The 24,714-nt window shown below is 74.4% G+C and carries 26 protein-coding genes; 9 read left to right on the top strand and 17 right to left on the bottom strand.

The window, feature by feature from the left end; all coding sequences use genetic code 11:
• Positions 1 to 198: 198 nt before the first annotated feature.
• A complete protein-coding gene (locus ACH54P_RS08100) occupies positions 199 to 1,653 on the bottom strand; it encodes an MFS transporter (RefSeq protein ID WP_489911716.1) in 1,455 nt (484 codons plus the stop codon).
• 189 nt (positions 1,654 to 1,842) lie between these two features.
• Between ACH54P_RS08100 and ACH54P_RS08095 the strand changes: the two genes are divergently transcribed.
• Entirely contained in the window at positions 1,843 to 3,048 is a 1,206-nt protein-coding gene (locus ACH54P_RS08095; RefSeq protein WP_489911715.1) for a cytochrome P450, read from the top strand.
• Here the strand turns inward: ACH54P_RS08095 and ACH54P_RS08090 are convergent.
• Genes ACH54P_RS08090 through lexA form a run of 3 tightly spaced genes read right to left on the bottom strand, consistent with a single transcriptional unit; the run spans position 3,038 to position 5,315 of the window.
• Positions 3,038 to 3,637, bottom strand: coding sequence for a GNAT family N-acetyltransferase (locus ACH54P_RS08090; protein WP_489911714.1), 600 nt, complete (start codon positions 3,635 to 3,637; stop codon positions 3,038 to 3,040). The genes ACH54P_RS08095 and ACH54P_RS08090 overlap by 11 nt on opposite strands.
• Entirely contained in the window at positions 3,637 to 4,626 is a 990-nt protein-coding gene (locus ACH54P_RS08085) for a methyltransferase (protein WP_489911713.1), read from the bottom strand. Before ACH54P_RS08085 ends, ACH54P_RS08090 begins: the two co-directional genes overlap by 1 nt.
• 32 nt (positions 4,627 to 4,658) lie before the next feature.
• Complete coding sequence (lexA, locus tag ACH54P_RS08080) at positions 4,659 to 5,315, bottom strand: transcriptional repressor LexA (RefSeq protein WP_489911712.1); 657 nt, start codon at positions 5,313 to 5,315, stop codon at positions 4,659 to 4,661.
• Between the two features lie 298 nt (positions 5,316 to 5,613).
• Between lexA and ACH54P_RS08075 the strand changes: the two genes are divergently transcribed.
• The 4 genes from ACH54P_RS08075 (at position 5,614) to ACH54P_RS08060 (ending at position 10,541) form a co-directional block, all read left to right on the top strand.
• On the top strand, positions 5,614 to 6,132 hold the full coding sequence (locus tag ACH54P_RS08075; RefSeq protein ID WP_489911711.1) for a lytic polysaccharide monooxygenase auxiliary activity family 9 protein: 519 nt from the start codon (positions 5,614 to 5,616) through the stop codon (positions 6,130 to 6,132).
• Between the two features lie 293 nt (positions 6,133 to 6,425).
• Complete coding sequence (locus ACH54P_RS08070) at positions 6,426 to 9,164, top strand: AfsR/SARP family transcriptional regulator (protein ID WP_489911710.1); 2,739 nt, start codon at positions 6,426 to 6,428, stop codon at positions 9,162 to 9,164.
• Between the two features lie 87 nt (positions 9,165 to 9,251).
• Positions 9,252 to 9,665, top strand: a complete 414-nt coding sequence (locus tag ACH54P_RS08065; RefSeq protein ID WP_489911709.1) for a peptidase inhibitor family I36 protein — start codon at positions 9,252 to 9,254, stop codon at positions 9,663 to 9,665.
• Between the two features lie 57 nt (positions 9,666 to 9,722).
• A complete protein-coding gene (locus ACH54P_RS08060) occupies positions 9,723 to 10,541 on the top strand; it encodes a hypothetical protein (protein ID WP_489911708.1) in 819 nt (272 codons plus the stop codon).
• 57 nt (positions 10,542 to 10,598) lie between these two features.
• Here ACH54P_RS08060 and ACH54P_RS08055 read toward each other — a convergent pair whose 3' ends face one another.
• Genes ACH54P_RS08055 through ACH54P_RS08010 form a run of 10 tightly spaced genes read right to left on the bottom strand, consistent with a single transcriptional unit; the run spans position 10,599 to position 19,202 of the window.
• Positions 10,599 to 11,474 (bottom strand): NAD-dependent epimerase/dehydratase family protein, encoded by an 876-nt coding sequence (locus ACH54P_RS08055; RefSeq protein ID WP_489911707.1) that lies wholly within the window; start codon positions 11,472 to 11,474, stop codon positions 10,599 to 10,601.
• Between the two features lies 1 nt (position 11,475).
• Positions 11,476 to 12,012 (bottom strand): hypothetical protein, encoded by a 537-nt coding sequence (locus ACH54P_RS08050; RefSeq protein ID WP_489911706.1) that lies wholly within the window; start codon positions 12,010 to 12,012, stop codon positions 11,476 to 11,478.
• Entirely contained in the window at positions 12,009 to 13,673 is a 1,665-nt protein-coding gene (locus ACH54P_RS08045; protein ID WP_489911705.1) for a class I adenylate-forming enzyme family protein, read from the bottom strand. The genes ACH54P_RS08050 and ACH54P_RS08045 overlap by 4 nt, the downstream gene beginning before the upstream one ends.
• Complete coding sequence (locus tag ACH54P_RS08040) at positions 13,670 to 14,278, bottom strand: beta-ketoacyl synthase N-terminal-like domain-containing protein (RefSeq protein ID WP_489911704.1); 609 nt, start codon at positions 14,276 to 14,278, stop codon at positions 13,670 to 13,672. The genes ACH54P_RS08045 and ACH54P_RS08040 overlap by 4 nt, the downstream gene beginning before the upstream one ends.
• Positions 14,275 to 15,402 carry a beta-ketoacyl-[acyl-carrier-protein] synthase family protein gene (locus ACH54P_RS08035; RefSeq protein WP_489911703.1) on the bottom strand — a complete coding sequence of 376 codons (1,128 nt, stop codon included), beginning with the start codon at positions 15,400 to 15,402 and terminating at the stop codon, positions 14,275 to 14,277. The genes ACH54P_RS08040 and ACH54P_RS08035 overlap by 4 nt, the downstream gene beginning before the upstream one ends.
• Positions 15,399 to 15,647 (bottom strand): hypothetical protein, encoded by a 249-nt coding sequence (locus ACH54P_RS08030; RefSeq protein ID WP_489911702.1) that lies wholly within the window; start codon positions 15,645 to 15,647, stop codon positions 15,399 to 15,401. Before ACH54P_RS08030 ends, ACH54P_RS08035 begins: the two co-directional genes overlap by 4 nt.
• The gene (locus ACH54P_RS08025; protein ID WP_489911701.1) at positions 15,644 to 15,916 is read right to left on the bottom strand and encodes an acyl carrier protein; all 273 of its coding nucleotides are present in this window, start codon (positions 15,914 to 15,916) and stop codon (positions 15,644 to 15,646) included. The genes ACH54P_RS08030 and ACH54P_RS08025 overlap by 4 nt, the downstream gene beginning before the upstream one ends.
• A gap of 30 nt (positions 15,917 to 15,946) precedes the next feature.
• Positions 15,947 to 17,320 carry a class I adenylate-forming enzyme family protein gene (locus tag ACH54P_RS08020; protein ID WP_489911700.1) on the bottom strand — a complete coding sequence of 458 codons (1,374 nt, stop codon included), beginning with the start codon at positions 17,318 to 17,320 and terminating at the stop codon, positions 15,947 to 15,949.
• Positions 17,320 to 18,396, bottom strand: coding sequence for a 3-dehydroquinate synthase II family protein (locus ACH54P_RS08015; RefSeq protein ID WP_489911699.1), 1,077 nt, complete (start codon positions 18,394 to 18,396; stop codon positions 17,320 to 17,322). The genes ACH54P_RS08020 and ACH54P_RS08015 overlap by 1 nt, the downstream gene beginning before the upstream one ends.
• Positions 18,393 to 19,202, bottom strand: a complete 810-nt coding sequence (locus ACH54P_RS08010) for a 2-amino-3,7-dideoxy-D-threo-hept-6-ulosonate synthase (RefSeq protein WP_489911698.1) — start codon at positions 19,200 to 19,202, stop codon at positions 18,393 to 18,395. Before ACH54P_RS08010 ends, ACH54P_RS08015 begins: the two co-directional genes overlap by 4 nt.
• 208 nt (positions 19,203 to 19,410) lie before the next feature.
• Between ACH54P_RS08010 and ACH54P_RS08005 the strand changes: the two genes are divergently transcribed.
• The 4 genes from ACH54P_RS08005 to ACH54P_RS07990 all read left to right on the top strand — a co-directional run bounded on the left by ACH54P_RS08005 (position 19,411) and on the right by ACH54P_RS07990 (position 23,339).
• A complete protein-coding gene (locus ACH54P_RS08005; RefSeq protein ID WP_489911697.1) occupies positions 19,411 to 20,004 on the top strand; it encodes a flavodoxin family protein in 594 nt (197 codons plus the stop codon).
• Positions 20,001 to 21,530, top strand: a complete 1,530-nt coding sequence (locus ACH54P_RS08000; RefSeq protein ID WP_489911696.1) for an MFS transporter — start codon at positions 20,001 to 20,003, stop codon at positions 21,528 to 21,530. The genes ACH54P_RS08005 and ACH54P_RS08000 overlap by 4 nt, the downstream gene beginning before the upstream one ends.
• Positions 21,521 to 22,435 carry a LysR family transcriptional regulator gene (locus ACH54P_RS07995; RefSeq protein WP_489911695.1) on the top strand — a complete coding sequence of 305 codons (915 nt, stop codon included), beginning with the start codon at positions 21,521 to 21,523 and terminating at the stop codon, positions 22,433 to 22,435. Before ACH54P_RS08000 ends, ACH54P_RS07995 begins: the two co-directional genes overlap by 10 nt.
• A 184-nt stretch (positions 22,436 to 22,619) precedes the next feature.
• Positions 22,620 to 23,339, top strand: a complete 720-nt coding sequence (locus ACH54P_RS07990) for a response regulator transcription factor (RefSeq protein WP_489911694.1) — start codon at positions 22,620 to 22,622, stop codon at positions 23,337 to 23,339.
• Between the two features lie 67 nt (positions 23,340 to 23,406).
• On the opposite strand, the gene ACH54P_RS07985 is transcribed toward ACH54P_RS07990, so the two are convergent.
• From ACH54P_RS07985 to ACH54P_RS07975, 3 genes are read right to left on the bottom strand one after another with little or no spacing between them, the layout of a single operon-like run.
• Positions 23,407 to 23,877, bottom strand: a complete 471-nt coding sequence (locus tag ACH54P_RS07985; RefSeq protein ID WP_489911693.1) for a peptidoglycan-binding domain-containing protein — start codon at positions 23,875 to 23,877, stop codon at positions 23,407 to 23,409.
• A gap of 14 nt (positions 23,878 to 23,891) precedes the next feature.
• Positions 23,892 to 24,314: a peptidoglycan-binding domain-containing protein gene (locus ACH54P_RS07980; RefSeq protein WP_489911692.1), complete on the bottom strand. Its 423-nt coding sequence runs from the start codon at positions 24,312 to 24,314 to the stop codon at positions 23,892 to 23,894.
• A gap of 26 nt (positions 24,315 to 24,340) precedes the next feature.
• The gene (locus ACH54P_RS07975) at positions 24,341 to 24,661 is read right to left on the bottom strand and encodes a hypothetical protein (RefSeq protein WP_489911691.1); all 321 of its coding nucleotides are present in this window, start codon (positions 24,659 to 24,661) and stop codon (positions 24,341 to 24,343) included.
• Positions 24,662 to 24,714: the final 53 nt, after the last annotated feature.

Genomic DNA, 24,714 nt, shown 5'->3' with positions numbered 1-24,714 from the left:
CGGGTGCGGTAGTGCGGTCGGGCCGGGTTCGATGCCGTGCACCGTGCCGGTGGCGTGCAGCCACTCGGCGGCCCGGCCGCCCGGGCGGCCAAGCCGGTCACGCGATCGGCGGAGCACCACACCGGCGGCGGCGCGGCCTGGCGGCCGGGCTCGGTCACCGCGCGCGAACCGGCGGCCGGTGCGGTGGTGTGCGGCCGGTCAGCGGCCGGCCGCGGCGGCGGGCTCCGGGCTCGCCGGTGCCGGGACCGCCGGAGCGTGCCGCGGCAGGAACGCCGCGACGGCCAGCGCGACGAGTGCCGCGCCGGCCCCCATCGCCAGCACCAGCCGGAAGCCGTTCTCCGACGGCAGCGTCGCCGGTCCGAACTCGACGGTCAGCCGGGCGAGGACGAGGCCGGCGGTCGCGCTCGAGAGCGACGTCCCGATCGAGCGCATCAGCGTGTTGAGGCTGTTGGCGGCCGCGGTCTCCGACACCGGCACGGCGCCCATGACGAGCGCGGGCATGGCGCCGTAGGCGAGCCCGATGCCGGCGCCGATGACGCTCGAAATCAGCACCAGGTGCCAGATCTCGCTCATCAGCACGATGCCGAGGGCGTACCCGGCGGCGACAACCACCGCGCCGAGCATCAGCGTCGTCTTCGGGCCGCGGGTCCGCGAAACGCGCGCGGACACCGGCGCCAGCGCCATCATGACCAGCCCCGACGGGGCCATCACCAGGCCCACCGCCAGCATCGACCGGCCGAGGCCGTACCCGGTGGCGGCCGGCAGCTGCAGCAGCTGCGGCAGGACCAGCGACATCGCGAACATCGCGAAGCCGAACACCGCGGACGCGATGTTGGTCAGCAGCACCTGGCGCCGCGCGGTCGTCCGCAGGTCCACGAGCGGCCGCGCGGCCCGCAGCTCCCACCGGCCCCACAGCAGCAGGACCAGCACCGCCGCGGCGAACAGCCCGAGCGTCGGCGTGCTGCCCCAGCCCCAGTCCGCGCCCTTCGAAATCGCCAGCAGCAGGCACACGAGGGCGATCGACAGCCCGGCCGCGCCGGGCACGTCGAACCGGCCGCCGGTGCGCACGGGCGACTCCGGCACGAGCGCGACGACCAGCCCGGTGACGACCAGGCCGAGCGCGGCCGCGGTCCAGAAGAGCACGTGCCAGTCGGCGTTTTCGGCCAGCAGCGCCGCCGCGGGCAGGCCGAGCGCGCCGCCGACGCCGAGCGACGCGCTCATCATCGCCGTGGCCGAGCCGAGCCGTTCGGCGGGCAGTTCGTCGCGCATGATGCTGATCCCGAGCGGGATGACGCCGGCCGCCAGGCCCTGCAGCGTCCGGCCGGCGACCATCGGCACGAGGCTGTCGGAAAGCGCGCCGATCGCCGAGCCCACGACCAGGGCGCCGAGGCTGAGCAGCAGCATCCGCCGTTTCCCGTACATGTCGCCGAGCCTGCCGACCGTCGGGGTCGCCACCGCGCCCGCGAGCAGGGTGGCGGTGATGGCCCAGGTGGCGTCGCCGGGGGAGGCGTGCAGCAGCCGGGGCAGCGCCGGGATCAGCGGGATGACGAGGGTCTGCATCAGCGACACGACGATGCCCGCGAAGGCGAGGACCCCGACGACGAGGGTGGCGCGCGGCGACGCCTCCCCGGCGGGGGCGGATGGCTGGGGCACGGGTGGGTCCTCCGTCGGGATGTCCGAATTAAATCAGTTGCTTGACTCAGCGTATCAGCACCCGGTTGACTGATCACGAACCGACGGCGACCACCGGTGACGGCGAACGGCGAGCGCGCCGAGGCGATCTCCGCCAACGACGCCGAAGACGCCGGAACGCGTCGCCGCACCGTCCTTTGTGGAGGAAGCATGACGAGCACCGCCGAGGTCCCCGCGTTCCCGATGCCCCGTGCCGCGGGCTGCCCGTTCGACCCGCCGCCCGCGGCCCGGGCCCTGCAGGAGGAAGCTCCGCTCGCCCGCGTCCGGCTGTGGGACGGCAGCACGCCGTGGCTGGTGACCCGCTACGCCGAGCAGCGGGCGCTGCTGGCCGACCCCCGGGTCAGCGCGGACGTGACCCGGCCCGGCTACCCCAGCCCCGCGCCACTGCCCAAGGGTGGCACCGGGATCAGCTTCATCCTGATGGACAACCCCGAGCACGCGCGGCTGCGGAAGATGGTGACCGCGCCGTTCACGATCCGCCGCGTCGCCGCGATGCGCCCGGCCGTGCAGAAGATCGTCGACAACCTGATCGACGCGCTGCTGGCCGGCCCGAACCCGGCCGACCTCGTCGAGGCGTTCGCGCTGCCGGTGCCGTCCCTGGTGATCTGCGAGCTGCTCGGCGTGCCGTACGCCGACCACGACTTCTTCCAGGACAACAGCAAGGTCATCATCCGGCGGGACGCGAAGCCGGAGGAACGGGCCGCCGGGCACCAGGCGCTCGTCGGCTACCTCGACCGGTTGCTGGGGGAGAAGCTCGACCGGCCCGCCGACAACCTGCTTTCCGGCCTCGCCACCCGCGTCCGGGCGGGGGAGCTGACCCGGCTCGAGGCGGCGCAGATGGGCGTGCTGCTGCTCATCGCCGGGCACGAGACGACGGCCAACATGATCGCCCTCGGCACCCTGGCCCTGCTGGAACACCCCGAACAGCTGGCGAAGCTGCGCGAGAGCGACGATCCCGCGCTGGTCGCGTCGGCGGTCGAAGAACTGTTGCGGTACCTGAACATCACGCACAACGGCCGCCGCCGCGTCGCGCTGGAGGACATCGAGATCGCCGGCCGGGTGGTCCGCGCGGGCGAAGGCCTGATCATGGCCAACGACATCGCCAACCGCGACCCGGAGGTCTTCCCGGACGGCGACCGGCTCGACCTGGCCCGGGACGCGCACCGGCACGTCGCCTTCGGCTTCGGCGTCCACCAGTGCCTCGGCCAGCCGCTGGCCCGGCTCGAGCTGCTGGTCGTCTACAGCACGCTCTACCGGCGGATCCCGACGCTCGCGCTGGCCACCGGCGTCGAGCGGATCCCGTTCAAGCACGACGGATCCGTGTACGGCGTCTACGAGCTGCCGGTCACCTGGTGAAGTCGACGCGCATCACGACGCGCCGGGGGCTGGGGTGGGTGACCTCGGTGAAGCCGGCGTCCTCGAAGACCTGCCGGGCACCGACGTGCAGCTCGCCCCACGTGACGGTCTTGCCGGGCTCGGTCAGCATCGGATAGGCCTCGAGCGCGCGGGCCCCGCGATCGCGGGCGAAGGCGACCGCCGCGCGGGCGAGGGGGTAGGTGAGGCCCCGGCCGCGGAAACCCTTGCGCACGACCAAACAGGTGACCGCCCAGACGCCGGGGTCGTCCTTGTCCTCGGCGCGGCCCTGCCACGGGATGCGCGAGGTCCGCAGCTTCGGGAAGGCGGCCCGCGGTTCGACGGCGGCCCAGCCCGCCGGTTCGCCGCCGGCGTAGGCGACGAGCCCGCTGGTGGCCGGGGCGTCCGGCTGCCCGCAGGCGGTCTGGGCGCGCTGGGCGGCGACGCGCTCCTCCCGCGTGGAGTCGCGCCAGATCCACCCGGTGACCTTGAACCGCTGGCACCGGCACCGCCCGGCGTCGGCCGCCCCGAAGACGTCCTGCAGCTCGGCCCAGGAGGCCTCGTTGGCGGGCACGATCCGGACGTCGTCCATCAGCGTCGCAGCTCGACGATCGCTCGGGACCCCGCCGGCCGGACGTCGCCGAGCCGCAGGCCCGCCGCCCCGGCCAGCTCACCGAGCCGGTCGAGGCCGCGCTCCCGGCCGCCGACGTAGCAGAGCATGCGCAGATCTCCTTCGGTGTCCGACGCGGCTTCCTTGTCGACGTGGTCCACGACGAGCACCCGGCCCGTCTCCGGCATCGCCTCGGCGCACCGCGCCAGGATGCGCAGGGCGTGCTCGTCGTCCCAGTCGTGGAGGACGCCCGAGAGCACGTAGCCGCCGGCGCCTCCGGGCAGGGCGTCGAAGAAACTGCCGGCCACGGCGGTGGCCCGGCCGGCGAGCCCCGCGGCGGCGAAGGCCTGTTCGGCGCGGGCCGCCGGGCCGGCCAGGTCCAGCACGGTGCCGCGCAGGCCGTCGTGGGCGCGCAGGATCGCGATGAGCAGGCTGCCGTCGCCGCCGCCCACGTCGAGGACGTGCCCCAGCGCGCCCCAGGGGTAGGCCGCGGCCACCGCGGGCGCGTCGGCCAGCAGCCGGGCGCCCATCAGCGCGTCGAACGACGCCGACCGCGCGGGATCGGCCGCCAGATCGTCCCAGAACGGGCGGCCGAAGTGGCGCGGGAACGCGGGTTCGCCGGTGCGGACGGTGGGGAGCAGCTGGACGAAGCACAGATCGGCCCGGCCGATCGCGCCCTCCAGGTCGAGCCAGGCGCGCATTCCGGCGGGGTGGTCGTCGCGCAGCTGCGCACCCAGGGGCGTCAGGTCGAGGCGGTCCTCCGCCCGGGTCAGCACCCCGGCGGTCACGAGGTGGGCCAGCAGCCGGGCCAGCGCGTACGGGTCGGCGGACACCGCCGCGGCGAGCGCCTCGGGCGTCCGGTGTCCGGCGGCGACGTGGTCGGCCAGCCGCAGCGTCGCCGCCACCCGGACGGCCATCGGCGTCACCAGATCGGCGGCCGCCCACACACTGCCACCCGTCGCCTCGGTCATGACGCGCCTCCCTCGCCGGGCGCCTGAACCGGTCAGACGCTGCGCAGCACCGTGACGACGGTACCGAGGATCGCCGCGCGGTCGCCGTCGATGACGTCGTAGGCCGGGTTGCGGGGCTCGAGGTACACGTGGCCGTTGCGGCGGCGGTACACCTTCACCGTCGCCTCCTCGTCGATCATCGCGGCGACGATCTGCCCCGAGTGGGCCTCGGACTGCTGCTTCACCACGACGATGTCGCCGTCGCAGATGGCGGCGTCGATCATCGAGTCACCGCGGACGCGCAGCCCGAAGACCGTGCCCCGCCCGGTGAGGCCGCGCGGCAGCTTGAGGACGTCGTCGACGTGCTCCTGCGCCGAGATGGGTGTGCCGGCGGCGATGTCGCCGACGACGGGGACGGGGACCGAGTCGCCGTCTTCGCGCGGGGCGGTGTCGTGCAGGAACGCGCGCACGTCGATCGGCCGCGACACCGTGGCCCCGCGGCGCAGGAAACCCTTGTCCTCGAGGCTGGCGAGGTGCTTCGACACCGACGACGTCGACTGCAGGCCGACGGCCTCGCCGATCTCCCGCGTGCTCGGCGAATAGCCGTGCCGGACCACCCAGTCCCGGATCGCGAGGAGGATCCGCTGCTGCCGCGGCGGCAGGGCCGAGGGGTCGAGGTGGTCGAACGGATCGACGGCGTAGGTGGTCACCGGCGGAATCCTAGAGGGCGGCGTCCGAGCCGCCGCCGACCGGTCCGGCGCACCCACGATCGGGTGACCCGGGGTCTCGTCCCGCTGACCGGAACAGGACGTGACAGTTGGCGCCTTACCAACATCGACCGTGACTTTGCCATCTGTTGACCCGGGTAACGATTCGACGTATGGTCTAGACCACAATTTTCCTTCGCTCGAACCCCCTTCCCGTCGCGGCGGACCTCCCAGCGAGGCCGGGGCCGCGGCTTCGCCGTGCCCGGCGGCGGGAAGCGAGCCTGTCCCCGAAGGAGCTGGTATGAAAGCGAACCGGAAACTGGTCGCGGCCGCCGCGGGTGCTCTCCTGGCCCCGGTGCTGGTGGTGCTCAACCCCGCCGGGATCGCGAGCGCGCACGGCTACGTCAACTCACCGGCGAGCCGGCAGGCGCAGTGCGCCCAGCACGTGGTGTCGTGCGGGCAGATCCAGTACGAGCCCCAGAGCGTCGAAGGGCCGAAGGGCCTGCGTTCCTGCAACGGCGGCAACGCCCAGTTCGCCGAGCTCAACGACAACAACAAGGGCTGGCGCGCCGCTTCGGTCGGCCGCACGGTGACGTTCAACTGGACCTTCACGGCCCGCCACCGCACGTCGAACTACCAGTACTTCATCGGCAGCCAGAAGATCGCCGAGGTCAGCGGCAACGACCAGCAGCCGCCGGCCACCGTGTCGCACCAGGTGAACCTGGGCAGCCACACCGGCCGCCAGACGGTGCTGGCGGTGTGGAACATCGCCGACACCACGAACGCGTTCTACGCCTGCGTCGACCTCCAGGTGAGCTGAGCCCGGCCCCCGTCCGCCCCGGGAGCGCGCGGCTCCCGGGACGGACGGCCTTTCCCTTCTCCCGCCCCGGTTCGAGCGGCTCGGACCGGGGCCGGGCCGTGTCCGTGAGCAGTCCCGGCGAAGCCGCGTGGAAGCCGGACCGAAGCCCGGCGTCCTACCGTCCGGCGCATGCCGGAGCCCCCGCCGTCCCCGATGACCCGTGCCGGTGTCGCGCACGGGCTTCCTCCTCCGTCCACTGTGGCCTCTTCCGCTCGGCTCCCCAGCACTCCCGCGGCCACGAGGAGGACCCACCCGTGCCAGTCCGGTTCCGCTTGCTCGGCACCCTCGAAGCGGAGGTCGACGGCCGGCCCGTCGACCTGGGCCACGCGCGCCAGCGCTGCGTGCTCGCCGCCCTGCTCGCCGACGTCAACCACCCGGTGCCGGCCGGCAGGCTCGCCGACCGGGTGTGGGCGGACCGGCCGCCCGACCGCGCGCGCCGCTGCCTGGCCAGCTACCTGTCCCGCCTCCGCCGCGGCCTCGCCGGCGCCGACGACGTCGTCATCGCGCACGGCCCGGGCGGGTACGTCCTGCGCGTGGCACCGGAAGCGGTCGACCTGCACCGGTTCCGCGCGCTCGTCGCCGAAGCCCGGGCGGACCACTCGCTGGCGCGGTACGACGAAGCGCTGGCGCTGTGGCGCGGCGACGCGTTCGCCGGCCTCGACTCCCCGTGGAGCGAAGGGATGCGGCAGACGCTCTCCGCCGAGCGCGCCGCGGCCGAGCTCGACCGCACCGACGTCGCGCTGAGCCTCGGCCACCACGGCTCGGTGCTGGCGGAGACCGCCGCGCGGGCCGAAGCGAACCCGCTCGACGAGCGGGTCGCCGGCCAGCTGGTGCTGGCGCTGTACCGGGCGGGACGGCAGGCGGAGGCGCTGGACCACTACGAGCGGACCCGGCGGCGGCTCGCCGGGGAGTTCGGGGCCGACCCCGGCCCGGCCCTGCGGGAGCTGCACCGGAAGATCCTCACCGCGGACCCCGGGCTCGAGCCGGCGCCCGGGGACACCGTGCCCCGCCAGCTCCCGGCCGCCCCGCGCCGGCTCGTCGGCCGGGACCGCGAAGCGGCCGAGCTCACCCGGGCCGTCGCCGCCGGGGACGGCACCGTGCCCGTGTGCGCGATCGGCGGACCGGCCGGGGTCGGCAAGACGGCGCTCGCCCTGCGCTGGGCGCACGACCACCTCGAGTCCTTCCCGGACGGACAGGTGTTCGTCGACCTGCGCGGCTTCGGTCCGGCGGGCGCGCCGATGGCGCCGGCCGCGGCGGTGCGCCGGCTGCTCGCGGCGCTGGGCGCCGACCCGGCCGGGCTGCCCGCCGACGAGGACGCGCTGGTGGCGCTGTACCGCAGCCGGACGGCGGGACGGCGGCTGCTCGTCGTGCTGGACAACGCGCGGGACGCGGCTCAGGTGGAGCCGCTGCTGCCGGGGAGCGGGACGTGCGCCGTGCTCGTCACCGGCCGCCACCGGCTGGCGGGGCTCGGCCTGCGCGGCGCCGCGCTGGTCGACCTGGACGTGCTGCCCGAGGCGGCCGCGCGGGACCTGCTGACCCGGCACCTCGGCCCGGCCGCGGCCCTCGGCGAGCCCGGCGCCCTCGCCGACCTGGTGCGGTGGTGCGCCGGGCTGCCGCTGGCCGTCGGCATCGTCGCGGCGCGCGTCGCCGCCCGGCCCGGTTTCCCGCTCGGCGTGCTGGCCGAGGAGTTCCGGGACGCCTCGGCCCGGCTGGACGCGCTCGACGCCGGTGACCTGAAGGCGAACCTGCGCGCGGTGTTCTCCTGGTCCCGCGCGGCCCTCGACCCGGCGGCGGCCGAGGTGTTCCGGCTGCTGGGCGTGGCGCCCGGCCCGGACATCGGCCTGCCCGCCGCGGCCGCGCTCACCGGCCTCGTCGGCGCACGGGTCCGCCCGCTCCTGCGGTCCCTGGTGGACGCGCACCTGCTGCAGGAGCACGTGCCCGGCCGCTACCGGATGCACGACCTGCTCCGGCTGTACGCCGCCGAGCTGGCCGGCGGCGAGGCCGGGGACACGGCCCTGCGCCGGCTGACGGACTTCCAGCTGCGCGCCGCGCGTTCGGCGGCCCGCGTGCTGCGCCCGGAGCACCCGGTCCCGGACCTGCCGCCGGCGGCCGAGGGTGCCGAGCCCGGCTTCGAGGACCACGCGGCGGCCACGGCCTGGTTCGACGCCGAGCACGCCGGGCTGCTGGAGCTGCTCGACTCGGCCGTGGCGCGGGGCCGGCACCGGCAGGTGTGGCAGCTGGCCTGGTTCCTCAGCGCGTACCACTTCGTGCGCGGGCTGCCGTCCGAAGACCTGGCGGCCTGGCGGGCCGGCATCGCGGCGGCGCGGGAGCTGGCCGAGCCGGCGACCCTGGCCGTGGCCCACCTCCAGGCGGGGACGGCGGACGCGCGGCTCGGCCGGTACCAGGACGCGACCGGCCACCTGCACGAAGCCCTGGAGCTGGCCGGCGCGGACGAGGTCCGCGCGGACGTCCACCGCACCCTCGGCTGGGTCTGGGAGGGCCGCGGCGAGCTCGGGCGGGCGCTGCCGCACGCGAGCCGCTCGCTCGAGCTCTACCGCGCGGCCGCCAACGAGATGCGCGAAGCCGACGCCCTCAACTCGGTCGGCTGGCTGCACGCCCGGCTGGGGGACCTGCCCCGCGCCGCGGACCACTGCGAACGGGCCCTCGCCCTGTGCCGTCGGCTCGGCCACCGCCGGGCCGAAGCCGTGACCCTGCACAGCCTCGGGTACATCGCGCAGCGGCTGGGCCGGCCCGCCGAAGCGCTGAGCCGGTACGAGGACGCGCTCGGCGTCGTGCGGGAAACCGGCGACGGTTACGACGAAACCGACATCCAGCTGGGCCTGGGGGAGGTGCACCAGGAGCTCGGTCAGCACCGCGAAGCGTGCCGGGCGTGGGAGCAGGCCTTCGCCCTTTCGGTGGCGCAGCACCGTCCCCGGACGGCGGAAACGGCCCGCAGGCGGCTGGCGGGGGCGCGGCTGCCGGCGGGCCGCTGACCAGGCGATTGCACCGGAAGGCAACCGTTGCGCAGCTCCGGGCCCCTACGGTCCGACCACCCCGACCGATCAACGTGAGGAGAACTCGTGCGAAAGATCATCTCGGTGGCCCTGACGACCGCGGCGGTGGGGACGGCGCTGACGTTCGCGGCGTCGCCCGCGTTCGCCGTGGGGAGCTGCGCCAGCGGCAACTTCTGCCTGTTCGAGAACAACGACTTCAACCGGGGGAACACCAACCACTGGCTCGACCTGCGGTCGGACGACTTCGACCTGCGCAACAACTACTGGTACGACGGCAGCGGCAACCAGACCAACGACAGCATCGACAACGAGACCAGCTCGGTGAAGAACCGCAGGGGCTGCAACGTGATGCTGTGGCAGGACGTCGGCGGCACCGGCGCCCACACGAAGTCGATCAGCGGCACCGACGACGGGTTCCTCGAGAACAACGCCATCGGGGACAACCGCCTCAGCGCCGTGGACATCTGCGTTCAGGCCTGACGCGCTCCGCCGGTGGTGCCGCGCCCTCGGGCACCACCGGCGTTCTCTGGAGGTCGCATGCTCACGAAGGTCTTCGCCGCCGCGGCGGTGCTCCTGACGCTCACCGCGTGCGGGGCCGGGCCGGTGGCGCCGGCGCTGCCCGCCGAGCGGCTCGCCCTGCCGTTCGACCGCTACCGGCCGGCGTTCGCCGAGGAGACGGAGATCGCGCGCGCCCGCGCCGCCCTGGTGGGGGCGTGCCTGCACGGGCGCGGCGCCGAACTCGCCGTGCCATCGGACGACCGCACGCCCGGCGCGCTCGACCGGTCCCCGAACCTGCGCCGCTACGGCGTGATCGACGAAGCCTCGGCCGCGGAATTCGGCTACCACTTCCCGAGGACGCCGGAGGAGCGGGCGGACCAGGCCGAGCGGCGCCGCTGGCTGGCAAACCTCACGGAAGCCCAGCGCACCACCCTGTTCGGCGAGCAGGGCTGCACCGCCGAAGCCGACGCCCGCCTGCCGGAGGCCGACGACGGCTTCCTCGCCGACGCGGACTTCCGGTCGTTGCGGGCTTCGGAGACGGACCCGCGCGTCGGTGCGGCGGTCGCGGCCTGGCGGGCGTGCATGGGCGAGCGGGGGTACGGCTACGCCCGGCCGTCGGAGGCGATCTCGGACCCGCGCTGGAACCTCGACGCGGAGGTGATCCCGGACGCGGAGAAGGAAACGGCGCTGGCGGACGTCCGCTGCAAGGCAGCGGCGCACCTGGTGGAGGTGTGGCACGACGTCGAGGCGGCGGGCCAGGAGCAGCAGATCCACCGGGACGCGGCCCGGTTCGGCAAGCTGGCCGAGGCCAGGGCCGCGCGGCTGGCCGCCGCCCGCCGGGCGCTCGGACCGTCCTGACCGGACAGTCCTGATCGGACGGTCCGGCGGGAATCCTCCCCGGAGGCGCTCGGCTGATCAGGCGTGGACCATTCCGGTGTGCCACGGCGAGTACCGTGGTTTCCAGCCCAGTGCTTGCCGGGCTCGTTCGTTCGACGCGCCGCGCAGCGCGGTCAGCTGGTACGCCGGGAACCAGCCGAGCAGGCGCGGTGCCAGGTCGGCCGGGATCGTCCTCGGTGGCGGGCCACCGAGCAGCTCCGCCAGCCGCGGAACCCACTCCGCCCCCGCCACCGGCTCGTCGCCGGTGATGTTGAACCGGCCCGTCGCCTCCGACTCGGCCGCGAGCGCCGTCGCCCGGGCCGCGTCGTCCACGTGGACGAACGACGTCCGTCCCACCGCCCCTTCGGGCAGCCGGTACCGGCCCTTCGCCAGCGCGGCGCCGATCGAGCCGTCCGGGGCGTACTGCGTGCCCGGGCCGTAGAGCGTGCCGCAGCGCAGCGCGATCCCGCCCGCGCCGAGGGTCAGCTCCTCCATCGCCGCGACGGCCCGGACCGTGCGGGCCCAGCCGTCGTCCGGGGCGTCGGAGTACAGGCGCGCGTCCTCGTCCAGCACCGCCGGGCCCTCCGGCGCCGTCGCGAACGCGATGCTCTGCGCCACGAACCGGCGGACGCCGGCCGCCCGCGCCGCCGTCAGGAGGTTCTCCGTGCCCTCCGTCCGCAGCCGGGTCGTCTCTTCCCAAGAAGAGCGGAGCGCGGACAGCTGGTGCACCACGACCTCCGGCGCCGCGGCGCGGACGGCCTCCACCACCGCGTCGCGATCCAGCGCGTCCGCGACGACGAAGTCCCCGGGGCAGGGGGAGCGCACCAGTGAAACCACGTGGTGGCCGCGCCCGGCCAGCAGCGGCAGCAGGGCCCGGCCGAGCACGCCCGTCGCGCCGGCCACCAGGATCCGCACCTCAGTCCTCCTCTTCCGGAATTTCCGAAGCTTCCGGCAGCTCCCGGACGCGCATCAGCAGCCGGCACGCCGGATCGCCGTGGCGCAGGCAGCCGGTCGCGCGGTTCTCGGTCAGCTCGACCCCGAGCCCGGCCGACCAGCCCGCGTGGATGTCGGTGCACGGGCACTCGTAGCCCGCCAGCGACCCGGCCATCCGCACCATCGTCACCGCGAAGTTGCGCCGCATGGTCAGTTCCAGCAGGTCGTCCTCGACCACCTCGACGCCGCCGTCCCGCAGCTCCGACGGGAACATCGCCTCCGCGCAGGCCTCGTACCGCGCGCACAGCCCCTTGATGCCGGGCTCGGCGTCGCGGGTGCGCTTGGCGACCTTCCGGCCGATGTTCTCCGCGACGAACCGCAGCGCCTCGGCGTTGATCTCGTTCGCCGCCTCCTGGCCGAACCGGCGGGCGACGCCCTGGTACCAGCGGGCGTCGTGCAGCCACCACGCCCGGTAGGCGTCCATCGCCCGCAGGTTCGGCGGTTCCGGAGCGCTCGTCACGCGCGCTCCCCGGCGACGAGCTTCGCGCGGAACCGCTCGCGCAGCTCGCGCTTGAGCACCTTGCCGGTGGCGCCCTTGGTGACCTCGCTCGCGTCCATCACCAGCGCCCGGGTGAGCGGCGGGAACCCGGCGGCCGCGAGAACGTCGTTGACGGCCCCGGTCCACTCGTCCCCGGTCCGCGGCTCGGACGTCTGCAGCAGCACGTACGCCTCCGCGACGCCGTCGCCGTCCCAGTCGGCCCGCACCCCGTCGGGCGCGACGGCCACCACCGTGCAGTCGGCGAGCTCCGGCAGCTCCCGCAGCAGCAGCTCCTCGGTGCGGGTGCTGAGCACGAGCCCGGCGGGCGTGCGGATCGCGTCCGGGGCCCGGTCCAGGTGGTAGAAGTTGCCCGCCTCGTCCCGCGTGGCGAGGTCGCCGGTGAGCCAGTACCCGCCGAGCCGCAGGCGGTGGAACGTCAGCGAGTCGTTCCAGTACCCCGGGGTCAGCGTCGGCGACTTCACCCCGAGCCTGCCGATCTCCCCGGGCGGCAACGGCTTCCCGTCCTCGGACAGCACCGCGGCCTCGGCGAAGCTCATCGGCTTGCCGATGCACCGGCCGTAGGAGCTGCTGCCCGGCCGGTGGCCGTTGTGGAAGATCGAGTAACCGGTCTCGGACGAGCCGAGCCCGTCGGTGAACACCGAACCGGGCACGCGGACGCGCTTGAAGCCGGCGTCGATCCATTCGTGGCTGCCCTGGGCGATCAGGGCGCGCACGTGCGCTTCGTGGGCGGCGTCGCCGGTGTTGTACCACCCCTCCACCGAGGACAGATCGCGCTTCGACAGGTCGTGCGCGGCCATCTCGCCGTACGTGCCGGCGAACCCGAAGATGGTGGTGGGCCGGAACTTCTCGGCCGCGTCGAGGACGTCCGCGCCGCGCTGGCTGGACTGCAGGTAGACCGGCGACCGCAGCAGCAGGCCGAACAGCAGGACCGAGATCGCCGCGTTGTGCGAGCCGGGCAGCGCGACCAGCAGCCGGCCCATCGACGTCCCCGTCGACAGCTTCAGCCGGTGCAGCTGGGCGTAGAGCAGCGTCTCGTGCGTGTGCGGGACGGCCTTCGGCATGCCCGTGGTGCCGGAGGAGTGCGAGATGATGATCGGGTCGGTGCGGTCGTGGGCGTAGGGGAACACCGGCGGCAGCGCCCCGGTGCCGCGCACGTCCGCGGCGGTGACGCCGAAGCCCAGCGACAGCTCGCCGAGGTGCGCGGCGAACACCTCGCGGTGCGCCTCGTCCGTGAGGACGCCGACCGCGCCCTGGCGGCGCACGTATTCGCGGGCGATCTCCGGCCGCAGGTTCCCGTTGACGAACGACGGGATGGCCCCCAGCGAGGTCAGGGCCAGGAAGTTCACCGCGAACTCGGTGCTGGAGAACGTCTGGATCGCGACCGGGTCGCGCGGGCGGACGCCCTGCGCGTGGTACCAGGACGCGTACGCCACGGCCACGTCCTGCAGCTCGCCGAGGGAGAGAACCGCCGGGTGCGTGCCGTCCGGGGCGAGCCAGGTGCCGTCCGTCCACAGTGCCTCGTCGTCGCGCGGGTGGCCGTAGGCCAGCACGCGGTGCAGGACGTTCCCCGCGCCGAGCGTGGGGTCGGCGAAGATGCGGGCGCGTTCGGCTTTCGTGATCACCGTCGTTCTCCTTCGTCGCGCCCGGCGGGCGCGGTCGTGGTGGCGGAGCGGGCCAGCGCCAGCACCCCGGCGACGCCGGCGGGGTAGGGCCGGGGGAGCGCGGAGCCGGGGCCGACGAGCAGGCCGGCCGCGAGGTCGGCCGGCGGCGGTTCGGTTCCCCGCGCCCGGTGCACGGCATCGGTCCGCGGGGTCCCCGCGAGTTCGACGCCCAGGACGAGGACCCGGTCGAGGTCGTCGTCGAGCAGCAGGGCGGCCAGGTCGAGCGGGCCGCCGCCCGGGTGCGCGGCCGGCGAGATCGACAGCAGTGGCCCGGTGAGGCCGTGGTCGATGCTCAGCCGTCCGAGGATCGCGTTCGCCGTGGCCTGCATGAACAGCAGCGCGTTGGCCGGCTGCCCGGCGGTCAGCAGCCGGCTCGCGAGGTCCGTGGTGACGCTGTCGCCCAGTTCGCTGGCGAGCACCACGCCGGTGCGCGCACCGTCCACATCGGACTTCTCCAGCAAGGCCGTGGCGACCTGGTGCACCAGCGGGTTGAACGGGGACTCGATGAACCCGGCGACCGGGGGAGCGGTCGCGGGGTCGCCGATCGCCGCGGCGAGGACGTTCACGGGCGCTCCAGCACGAGTGCGGTGTTGGCCCCGCCGAAGGCGGCGTTCACGGTCAGGGCCCGGCGCACCTTCGCGGCCCGCGCCTCGTTCGGCACGTAGTCGAGGTCGCAGCCGGGGTCCCGGCCGGTGAAGCCGGCGGTCGGCGGCACCGCCTGGTCGAGCAGCGCCAGCAGCGTGACGACGAACTCCACGGCCCCGGCCCCTTCGAGCAGGTGCCCGGTCGTGCTCTTGGTGGAGCTGACCGGGACGGCGGGCGCGCCGGCACCGAACAGCTCGTGCAGGCCGGCGGTCTCCGCGTGGTCGTTGAACCGCGTGCCGGTGCCGTGCGCGTTGACGTAGTCCACCCGCCCGCCGCCGCGCAGGGCCGCCCGGGCGGCCAGCACCAGGCCACGGGCCCGCGGGTGCGGCCGGGCGACGTGGTGGGCGTCGGAGGCCGTGCCCCAGCCGGGGACGCGGGCCAGCACGTCCGCGCCGCGCCGGGCGGCGGACGCGCCGGATTCGAGCACCACCGCCGCGGCGCCGTCGCCGAGCAGCAGCCCGGACCGCCCCTCGCTGAACGGCCGGAGCGCGCCGTCACGGGCGAGCGCGCGACCGGAGTCGAACTTCGCCTGGTTCTCGGGCTCGACGAGGTAACCGCCGACGCAGACGGCGCTGTCGGCGATCCCGGCGGCGATCAGCCGGCAGCCGTGGACGATCGCGTGCGCCGAGGCCACGCAGGCGGTCGTGAACGTCGTCCGCGGCCCGCGCGCGCCCAGCCGGGCGGCCAGGGCGTCGGCGAACCCGCTCGCCACGGTGTCCTCGATCCGGCCGGTGTCGCCGTCGGCCCAGAACGCCGTCACGGCGGTGAAGTCCCCGGCCACGCCGGCCAGCACCGCCGTGTCGCGGCCCGGCGGCAGGCCGGCCATGGCCACCGCCGCGTCGGCCACCGTGGTCACCGCCTCCCGCAGCGGCGGGGTGTCCGGGCCGGGGCCGCACGCGGCCACGCCCGTGCGCAGGCCGGCGGTGTCGAACCGCTCGATCGGCCCGAACGCCGGACGTCCTTCGAACACGCCCGAGCGCAGCGCCTCGGCGCCGTCCCCGAACGCGGTCCGGACGCCGTACCCGGTGACCACCACGTCGTTCACCGCGCCGCCAGCTCGCCGAGGTGCGCCGCGATGCGGTGGGCGGAGGTGGGCCCGTCGAAGCACTCCTCGGTGGGCTCGGCGAGCACCCCGCAGCGGAGTTCGAGCAGGTGCAGGAACCAGACCAGGCCGAGGGAGTCGAACACGAACTCGGTGTCGTCGTCGGCCAGGTGCGGGAAGATCTTGGGGTCCGCCAGCAGCTCCCGCACCCGCGCGGCCGAGATCGGCGCACCGGAGACGGCACTCATGCCTTCGCACCCCGGGCCACCGTGTCGGCCACGAACTCGCCGAGGCTCATCGCGCCGACCGGCTCGATGCTGTCTTCGGGGTACTCCACGGAGAACCGGCGCTCGATGCGCATCGTCAGCTCGATCAGGCTGAGGGAGTCGAGGTCCAGCCCGGCCGCGCCGAGTGCCGCGCTGTCGGGGACGGCCTCGGTGTCCAGGGGCTGCCCGAGGTCCTCCACGATGGTCTTGAGGACGAACTCGCGGATCTCGGCTTCCAGCGTCGTCTGCATGGGTTTCGCCTTTCGTTCTCGGCCCGCGCGTCAGGCGGGCACGGCCGCCGCCGCGCGCAGCACGTCGTGCCGGCGGACGAGCTTTCCGTTGGGGGTGCGGGGGAGCCGCGGGAGCACGTGGATCGCCCGCGGGATCTTGTAGTCGGCGAGCCGCTCGCGGCACCACGCCAGCAGGTCCGGTGCCCCGGTGCCGCCGACTACGTAGGCCTCGATGGTCCCGCTGTGCACGGCGACCGCTTCGGTGACGCCGGGGTGGGCGCGCAGCGCGGCCTCGACCTCGCCGAGGTCCACCTTCAGCCCGCCGACCACGACGAGCGAGTCGCCGCGTCCGTGCAGGTGGAGCCGGCCGTCGGCGTCGAGCTCGGCGCGGTCGCGCACCCGCAGCCAGCCGTCGGTGTACCGGTCGCCGCCGCCGCTGAGGTACGGCGAGCCGTCGGCGAGGCGCACCTCCACCTCGCCGCCCTCGACCCGCAGCTCCACCCCGGGGGCGGCGCGGCCGACCGACGGCCGCAGGGTTCCGCCGGCGTCCATCGCGATCACGCCGGTCTCGGTGGTGCCGTAGGACTCGCCGACGCCGATGCCGAACCGGCGGGTGAACTCCGCCGCCACCGCCGGGTCCATGATCTCGCCGCCGCTGACCGCCACCCGCAGCGACGGCAGCGGCGGGATTTCCCGCGCGGTCGCCAGCAGCGCGTAGTGGAACGGCGTGCCGAAGATCGCGTGCACGTCGTACGACGCCGCGGTCGCGAGCAGGCCGGCGGCGGTCAGCTTGCCGGCGAACACGGCGGTCACGTTCCGCGCGAGACTGTGGAACAACCCGGCGATGAGGCCGAAGCTGTGCGCCGTCGAGCTGAGCAGCAGGACCCGGTCGCCGGGGCCGGGCATGCCGTCGATCCGGGCGAACCGGTCGATCTCGGCGGCGAGCGACGCCGGGGTCCGGCCGATCATCTTGGGCACGCCGGTGGACCCCGAGCTGAACTGCACCAGCCGGTGTTCCGTGGTGGCGCGGACGCCGTCGCCGGTCCGGGCGGTGACCAGCTCGTACTCGCGCGCGAAGGCGGGGGTGGCGCCGGACGGCCCGCCGCGCACGGTGAACTGCGGCCGTCCGACGGCCCGGACCGCCTCGACCTCGGCGGGCTTGAACCGGTGGTCGACCAGCATCACCTGGGCGCCGAGCGACCACAGGGCCAGCATCGCCTGCACCTGCGTGTAGCTCGGCGGCACCTGCAGCAGTACCGTGCTGCCCTCGGCGATCCCGGCGCCGTCGAACACCGCGGCTTCGGCCGCGACCTGCGCGCGGACGTCGCCGCGGGTCCGGACGTCGTCGCCGTGGGCGAGGTACGGACCCGTGCCGGGGTGGGCGTCGAAGAGCCGGGTGACGAGGTCGGCCATGGCTGCCGCCATCAGGACTCCCGGCAGAATTCGCCGATCGGGATGCCGACGTGCCGCTGGTCCGTCGCGAGGTAGCCGAGCAGCTCGTCGCCGTGCTGCAGCTCGGTGACGTTGCGGACCTTCGCGCCGGGGCCGAGCACCCGCACGTGCCAGTCGTCCTGGACGGTGAGGCTGACGACGACGCCGTCGGCCGAGTGCGCGGTGATGGTCAGCAGCGGGCGGGACTCCAGCTTCGCCCGGCCGACGACCACGCGTCGGGTCCGCCCGTCGGAGTCGACGGCGAGCACGGTGCTGCCGGAGCCGAGCTCGGACAGGTAGTTCGTGCGGTTGCCCGGGCCGAGGACGTAGGAGTGCAGCGCGCCCGCGTTGACCCGGAACGGCCGCGTCGGCATGTACGGCAGCGGGTGGGTTTCGCTGCAGCACAGGACGAACCCGGTCGAGTACGAGCCGACGAGGATGCCCTCGTCCTCGCGGAAGTGCGTGCAGGTGTCGACGCAGACGCGGTCGCCGAGGCCGTGGTGCTCGATCCGGTCCACGGTGAGCGTGGTCAGCTCCAGCTGCGGGGTCGACTCCGTCAGCAGGCGGGTCAGGGCGAACACGTCGTCGGCCGTGCGCGGGGTGAGCAGCACCCCCTCGGAGCCGCGTTCCAGGACGTCGACCACGATGGCCGCTTCCTCGAGGTCGGCGCAGACGGTGATCAGCTGCCCCGGCGCCTTGTCGGCGGCGGCCAGCACGATCTCCAGCGGGATCTTGGTGGGATCGGCGAACTCGACGATCGTGTACGGCAGTTCGACCGCGGCGGCGCAGGCGAGCTGCAGCGTGCGGTCGTCGCGCACGTGCACCCAGCCCGCCCGGTCACCGGTGGTCCGGACCACTGCGGCGAGGGCGTTCTCGTCGTCGACCGGCGTGACGCGCACCCGCGCGTCCCCGTCGCCGGCCAGGACCCCGATGACCGTCGGCGGCAGCTTGGCGAGCAGCTCGGCGTCCGCGGCGACGACGGCCTGCGCCTTGGCGTGGATGGCCGCGTCGACCACGGCCTCGAGCTGGTCGGCCGGAACGGCCCGGACGTCGATCCATGAATGTTTCATGCGGCACCTGTCGTGAGGGGGGAGAGGGACTCGGACAGCGAGGCGGGCGCGGCCGCGTGCACCACCGCGGCCAGCCGGGCGACGGTGACGGCCGGGTTCTCCGACGTGAAGATCCGGCGGCCGACGGCGAGCCCGGCGCACCCGGCGGCCATCAGCTCCGCCGCGGCCGGCACCGGGTCGCGGACGTCGGGCGGGCCCCCGGCGCCCAGCACCGGGATCGGGCAGCTCTCGACAACCTCGGCCATCCGCGCCGGGTCGGCGGGCACCGCCGTCTTCACCAGGTCGGCCCCGAGGTCGGCGGCGATGTTCACCGCGTGGGACAACAGCGTGACGTCCCGCGGGTCGGGAATGCGCGGCCCGCGCGGGTAGATCATCGCCAGCAGCGGGATGCCCCACCGCTGGCAGGCCCCGGCGACCAGGCCGAGGTCGGCCAGCTGCCGGCTTTCGGTGGCGGAACCGACGTTCACGTGCACGCTCACCGCGTCCGCACCGAGCCGCAGCGCGTCGTCGACGTCGCCGACGAGGACCTTCGCGTCGGTGTCCGCGGCGTGCGAGGTGCTCGCGGACAGGTGCACCACGAGCCCGCACTCGCCGAGCGCCGCGGGGGCCAGGGTGCGGGCGCGTCCCTTGTGCAGGACGAGCGCGTCCGCGCCGCAGCCGGCGATCGCGCGGACCAGGCCGTCCCAGCCGGCCCGGTCGCTGACCGGGCCGTCGGAGACGCTGTGGTCGAGCGGGACGAACAGGTGCTTCCCGTCCCCGGTGCGGGAAAGCCTGCGCATCCGCAGGGCTTTGCCGTCGACGGTCATCGGGCCTCCTTCCGCGGCACGGCCGAGATGTGCTCGAACACATCGGAAGTCTGCTCGGGCTGATCTTCGGAAATCAAATACCAACCGGTGATAACTCGGCGGTTATCGGTTTTTGAGAATATCGCCAGGTGGTGTTCGGGTGATTCTTGATCGCTCTCTCAGGTTCCCGTGCCATATTTTGCGCACCGTAGCGGCGAAAGGAGCAGCGGTGACTTCCGAGGTTCGGGTCGCGCTCGCCTACCACGGCGGCCGCGGGCACACCGCGCGGCTGGCGGAGGCGGTGGAAACCGGCGCCAAGGCGGTCGAAGGCGTCCTGGTGGACCCGGTCGACGTCGGCCGGATCGCCCGCGAGGACTGGTTCCGGCTCGACGACGCCGACGCGATCGTCTTCGGCGCGCCCACTTACATGGGGACGGCGTCGGCGGCGTTCCACACCTTCGCCGAAGCCACCAGCCGGCGCTGGTTCACCGGTCGCTGGACCGGGAAGCTCGCCGCCGGGTTCACGAACTCGGGGTCCAAGGCGGGCGACAAATCGAGCACTTTGTCCTATTTCGCCACTTTGGCCGCGCAGCACGGGATGCTGTGGGTCAGCCTGGGCCTGCTGCCCGGCTGGAACTCCGCCAAGGGCGGCCCGGACGACCTCAACCGGCTGGGCTTCCACCTCGGCGCGGCCGCCCAGTCCAACCTCGACGAGCAGCCCGCCGCCATGCACGAATCCGATCTCGCGACGGCCGAGCACCTGGGGGGCCGCGTGGCCCGGTACGCGCTGCAGTTCGCCCGGGGCCGGGAGCACATGTCGTGACCGGCTCCTCCGCCGTCTCCGGCGGCGAGGCGACGCGGGTCGCGCGAGGGCGGCTGATGCTGCTCGTGGCGCTGGTTTCCCACACCCTGGTCCTGCTCGACAGCACGATCATGAACGTCGCCATCGACGTCCTGGCCGACCCGGTCCGCGGGGTCGGCGCCGGCACCGGGGAACTCGCCTGGGCGGTCAGCGCGTACCCGATGGTGTTCGCCGCGGTGACGCTGACCGGGGGCGCGCTCGCCGACCGGTTCGGTGCGTCCCGCGTGCTGCTGCCGGGACTCGCCCTGCTCGGCGCCGCGTCGGTGGCGGCGGCGCTGTCCGCGAACGGCGTGGCCCTGATCGCGGCCCGCGCCGTGATGGGCGCGGGGGGCGGGCTGATCGCGCCGGCGACGCTGACCCTCGTCACCGCCGGGCTCCCGCCCGCGCGGCGGGCCAGGGCCGTGGCCCTGTGGTCGTCCGCGGCCGGGGTGGCCGTCGCGATCGGGCCGGTGCTCGGCGGGCTGCTGCTGGTCCACTTCGCCTGGCCGGCCGTCTTCCTGGTGAACGTCCCGCTCGTGCTGGTTCTGCTGCTGCTGGGCGCGTTCCTGCCGGCGCTCCCGGTGCCCGGCCGGCTGCGGCCGCTCGACCTCCCGGGCGCGGCGCTGTCCGGGCTCGGGCTCGCGGCGCTGGTCGGCGGGATCGTCCAATGTGGACGCGAAGTCACCGGGCCCGCGTTGCTCGCGCTGGCCGTGGGGGTCGCGCTGCTCGCGGTGTTCGTGGTGCACCAGCTGCGCGCCCGGCACCCGGCGTTCGACGTCCGGCTGCTGCTGAAACGCGGGTTCGGCACCGGCATCCTGGGGTTGCTGCTGAGTTTCGCCGGGCTCGCCGGGCAGTTGTTCTACTGCGCGTTCTACCTCCAGGGCGTGCACCGCCTGACCCCCGGTGAAGCCGGGTTCGTCATGTTCGCGGCGGCGGTCGGCATCGTGACGGGCAACCGCGTGTGTTCGGCCGCGGTGGAGCGGTTCGGCGCCCGCGCGACCGTCTCGACCGGTCTCGTCGCCGCGTCGCTGACCTACGCCGCCTACCTGTTCTTCGACGAGCACACGGCCATCGCGCCCGTCGTCGCCGTGTTGTTCGTCCAGGGGTTCGGCACCGGGCTCGCGTTCGCCCCGCTGACCTCGGGACTGGTCGGCGGGCTGCCGGACGACCGCGCCGGCGCCGGGGCGGCGCTGGCCACCGTCACCCGGCCGCTCGGCAGCACCATCGGCGTCGCCGTGCTCGGCACCGTGCTGACGCTGGCCTACCGCACGTCGATCGCCCCCGCGCTGAGCGGCGTGGCGGGCCCGGCCGCCGAGCAGGCGCGCGGCTCGGCCGAGGGCGCCAGGGCGGCCGCGGCGGCCCTGTCCCGCCCGGACCTCACCGCGGCGGCGGACGCGGCGTACGTCCACGCCATGCACGTCACGGCCGGGTGGGCGACCGCGGTCTCCCTCGCCGGCTGCGCCGTCGTCGCCCCGGGCCTGCGCCGGATCGGGCGGCGATGGACCTGACCCTGCGGCACCTCGCGCTCGTGGTGGCGGTCGCCGACGCGGGCGGCATCCGGCGCGCGGCGATGGCCATCGGGGTCGCCCAGCCGGGCGTGACCGCGCAGCTGAAACGCATCGAACAGGACCTCGGCGCGAAGCTGTTCGAGCGCCGCGCGGGCGGGGTGGTGCCGACGCCGCTCGGCACGCAGTTCATCGCCGAGGCCCGGGACCTGCTGGCCCGCTTCGACGAGCTCGTCGCCAGCGCCCGCGCGCTCGGCCGCGGTGTCGACCCGAGCACGACGGTGCGCATCGGCGCCACCGACAGCAGGCACCTCCCGCGGATCACGACCGCGCTGGCGGAGCTGCTCCCGGGCTGCGACCACGAAACCCGCGTGGGCGGCGAAGCCGAAGAGCTGCTCACGGCGGCCGAAGAAGGCCGGCTCGACGTCGTCGTGCTCACCGAGCACGCGCACCGGCCCCGGCCGCGGCTGGGCGGCCTCCTCGACCACGATCTGGGCCGCGAGCCGCTCTTCGTGGCGCTGGCCGCCGGGCACCGGCTGGCCCGGCGGCGCTCGGTCGTGCTCTCCGACCTGGTGGGGGAGGCCTGGGCGGCGCCGGTCGAACAGTCCGCGGACGAGTGGCGCAGCCTGGAGGAGGCCTGTTCGCGGGCCGGGTTCAGCCCGCGGTTGCGGCACCGCGGGCTCGACCGCGCGAGCACCGAGACGCTGGTCCGGCTCGGCCGCGCCGTGGCGGTCCTGTCACCGCACGAGCCGCCCGGGGACGGGGTGGTCCTGGTGCGGCTGGCCGATCCGGGGTTGTGGCGCGGGACGCGGCTGCTCTGGCTGCCGGACTCCCCGCTCGCGACGGTGGCGGCGCGGCTGCCGGCCGCGCTGCGCCCGGGCGCGGAACCGGCCGCGGCCGCCGGTTGACCCTCATGTCGGGAACGGACCGGCCATGAGGAGGTATGGAAAGTTTCCGGTTTGTGCTAGTAGTTGAAAGTAGAACAACATCCTGGGGTGCACGGCCGCGACGAGGAGGGCGGGCCCCGCCCTCCGTGGCGCTCCGGGATCGGCACCCGCCTCCGGCGGGGCCTCGGAGCCGAGGAGGAATTCCATGGGCGTCCGTCCCGGCCCTGCGTCCGTGCTCGAGCAGCGGCCGCCGAACACGGTGATCCGCGTGCTGCTGATCACCGGTGACCCGGAGGTCGCGGCTCGGCTCGACGACACGCTCGGCGCCGCGGACTGCGCGGTGGAACGGGCCACCGACGCCCGGGGCGGGCTGGACCGGGCGCTGTCGAGGGAGTTCGACGTCATCGTGCTGGACTGGCAGCTCCAGTCCGGACGTGGTCTGGACCTCATGAAGAGGATGCGCCGGGCGCGGGTGCTGACCCCGGTGATCATGCTGACGGCGGACGGCCAGGTCCGCGACCGCGTGGGGTGCCTGCAGGCGGGCGCGGACGACTGCGTGGACAGCCTGACCGAGGCCGAGGAGCTGCTGGCGCGGCTCCGCGCGTTGCACCGGCGGAGCCCGTACCGCACGGGAACGGTGCACCTGGGAGCGGCACGGGTCGACGTGGCCCGCCGGGTGGTGATCCGCGAGGACGGAACCCGCGTGAGCCTGACGGGGCAGGAGTGCGCGGTGATCGCGGTGCTGGGCGCCGAGCCGGGCCGCGTGGTCTCCCGGGCCCGCCTGCACGCGCTCGTCTTCCCGGACCGGCAGTCGAAGTCTATTGTGGACACCTACGTCTACCACCTGCGCCGGAAGCTGGGCCGCGAAGTGGTCAGCACGGTCCACAGCGTCGGGTACCGCCTGGGCCACGTCCCGTTCGGCTGAGACGTCGCCCGGCCGGCCGCGGCGCCGGCGGAACCGTGGTTCCGCCGGCGCCGTCCCCGGTCGGCCGTCAGTAGTGGTAGCACCGGCCCGGGACGTCGTTCGAGGTGAACCGCATCGCGTTGCGGGTGTTCTTGCCGTAGCCGCCGTCCGGGGTGGTGCCGATGTTCGACTGCACGCCCTTGAGGGCGGCCTCCGTCCTCGGCCCGAAACTGCCGTCGACGGAGAGGTTGCCCACCAGCTCGGACGAGTAGGGACTCGCCAGGTGAACGGTCGGGTAGCAGGTCTTCAGCGTGTACTGCAGGCCTCGCACGACCGCGGAGTTGGCCGCCTGGGTCCTGCTGATGAGACAGGTGACGTCCCCGCTGCCGGTCGCCGGCACGGAGAGGTTGTTGCCCCCACGGTTCACGTTGACCATGGTGGTGCACAGCGGTGTCGCCGCGGACGCGACGCCGGACGGCACCAGCGTGAGCGCCATCGCGGCGAGCAGCGTGGTGACGCCCGCCGCGATCTTTCCGAACACACCGGATCGGTTGGTCATGAGCTTTTCCTCCCTCAGTTGAACACGCTCGCCGCGCCCGGGCAGACGTTCAGCCAGTGCGTGGTGTCCTGCACGAGTGCGTTGTCGTGGTCCCGGATCGCCTGGCGGTGCAGCTGGTCGACGAAGGTGCGCATGTCGTGCCCGGTGATCGGGCCCGCCTGACCGTCGCGGCCAAGGCCCTCCCCGGACTGGTAGGTCCGGACGCCTTCCCTCGTCGACGGGCCGAATTCGCCGTCCTCGCCGCTCCCGCCGACGCTGATCCCGGCGTAGGTGTGCACGACGTGCTGCGCGCACCGGACCGCGGTGCCCGTGTCGCCGTAGTCGACCTGGCCGTTGTGGTTGTCGTCGCCCGCCAGTGCCACCGTCGTCGCCACCCCCAGTGACGCGACGACCGCGGCCGCGATCGTGGTGCCGCGGGCGATCGTTCTCCGAATCATGTCGTTTCCTCCCCTTTTTCGGTTGGTCACGATCCGTTGGTCAGCGCACCGCCGCCACCACCGCCGCCCCCCGTTTTGAGGCAGCTCAGGAAGTAGGAGCCGTAGAGGCCGGCGATCACCTTGGTCTTGGCGACGAGACGGCTGCTGTTGCTCAGAATCCCCACTTCGATGCCGTTCGCGGCATCGTGGACCCGGCAGGTGGTCGTTCCGCCGTCCGGCGCGAAAACCGTCATCTTGACGGCGTGTTGCGAGCTGTTCGCCGGAATCGCCCTCGTCGAGCAGCCGATTCCGGACGCGGGGATGGTGCAGCTGGTGGTCTCGGCCGCCGCCGGTCCGGCGCCGAGCACCAGCCCGAGCAGAACGGTCGCTCCGGTGAAGACGACGGCCAGTGGTTTCCTTG

The sequence above is a fragment of the Amycolatopsis sp. N2S4-7 genome, from assembly GCF_058119595.1.
This window is presented reverse-complemented; position numbering and strand designations above follow the sequence as displayed.

Excerpts from the sequence above, each read along its gene's own strand:
- ACH54P_RS08095 (WP_489911715.1), top strand. The coding sequence starts at position 1,843 with ATGACGAGCACCGCCGAGGTCCCCGCGTTCCCGATGCCCCGTGCCGCG.
- ACH54P_RS08090 (WP_489911714.1), bottom strand. The coding sequence starts at position 3,637 with ATGGACGACGTCCGGATCGTGCCCGCCAACGAGGCCTCCTGGGCCGAG.
- ACH54P_RS08085 (WP_489911713.1), bottom strand. The coding sequence starts at position 4,626 with ATGACCGAGGCGACGGGTGGCAGTGTGTGGGCGGCCGCCGATCTGGTG.
- ACH54P_RS08075 (WP_489911711.1), top strand. The coding sequence starts at position 5,614 with ATGAAAGCGAACCGGAAACTGGTCGCGGCCGCCGCGGGTGCTCTCCTG.
- ACH54P_RS08060 (WP_489911708.1), top strand. The coding sequence starts at position 9,723 with ATGCTCACGAAGGTCTTCGCCGCCGCGGCGGTGCTCCTGACGCTCACC.
- ACH54P_RS08030 (WP_489911702.1), bottom strand. The coding sequence starts at position 15,647 with ATGAGTGCCGTCTCCGGTGCGCCGATCTCGGCCGCGCGGGTGCGGGAG.
- ACH54P_RS08025 (WP_489911701.1), bottom strand. The coding sequence starts at position 15,916 with ATGCAGACGACGCTGGAAGCCGAGATCCGCGAGTTCGTCCTCAAGACC.
- ACH54P_RS08020 (WP_489911700.1), bottom strand. The coding sequence starts at position 17,320 with ATGGCGGCAGCCATGGCCGACCTCGTCACCCGGCTCTTCGACGCCCAC.
- ACH54P_RS08015 (WP_489911699.1), bottom strand. The coding sequence starts at position 18,396 with ATGAAACATTCATGGATCGACGTCCGGGCCGTTCCGGCCGACCAGCTC.
- ACH54P_RS08010 (WP_489911698.1), bottom strand. The coding sequence starts at position 19,202 with ATGACCGTCGACGGCAAAGCCCTGCGGATGCGCAGGCTTTCCCGCACC.
- ACH54P_RS07995 (WP_489911695.1), top strand. The coding sequence starts at position 21,521 with ATGGACCTGACCCTGCGGCACCTCGCGCTCGTGGTGGCGGTCGCCGAC.
- ACH54P_RS07990 (WP_489911694.1), top strand. The coding sequence starts at position 22,620 with ATGGGCGTCCGTCCCGGCCCTGCGTCCGTGCTCGAGCAGCGGCCGCCG.
- ACH54P_RS07985 (WP_489911693.1), bottom strand. The coding sequence starts at position 23,877 with ATGACCAACCGATCCGGTGTGTTCGGAAAGATCGCGGCGGGCGTCACC.
- ACH54P_RS07980 (WP_489911692.1), bottom strand. The coding sequence starts at position 24,314 with ATGATTCGGAGAACGATCGCCCGCGGCACCACGATCGCGGCCGCGGTC.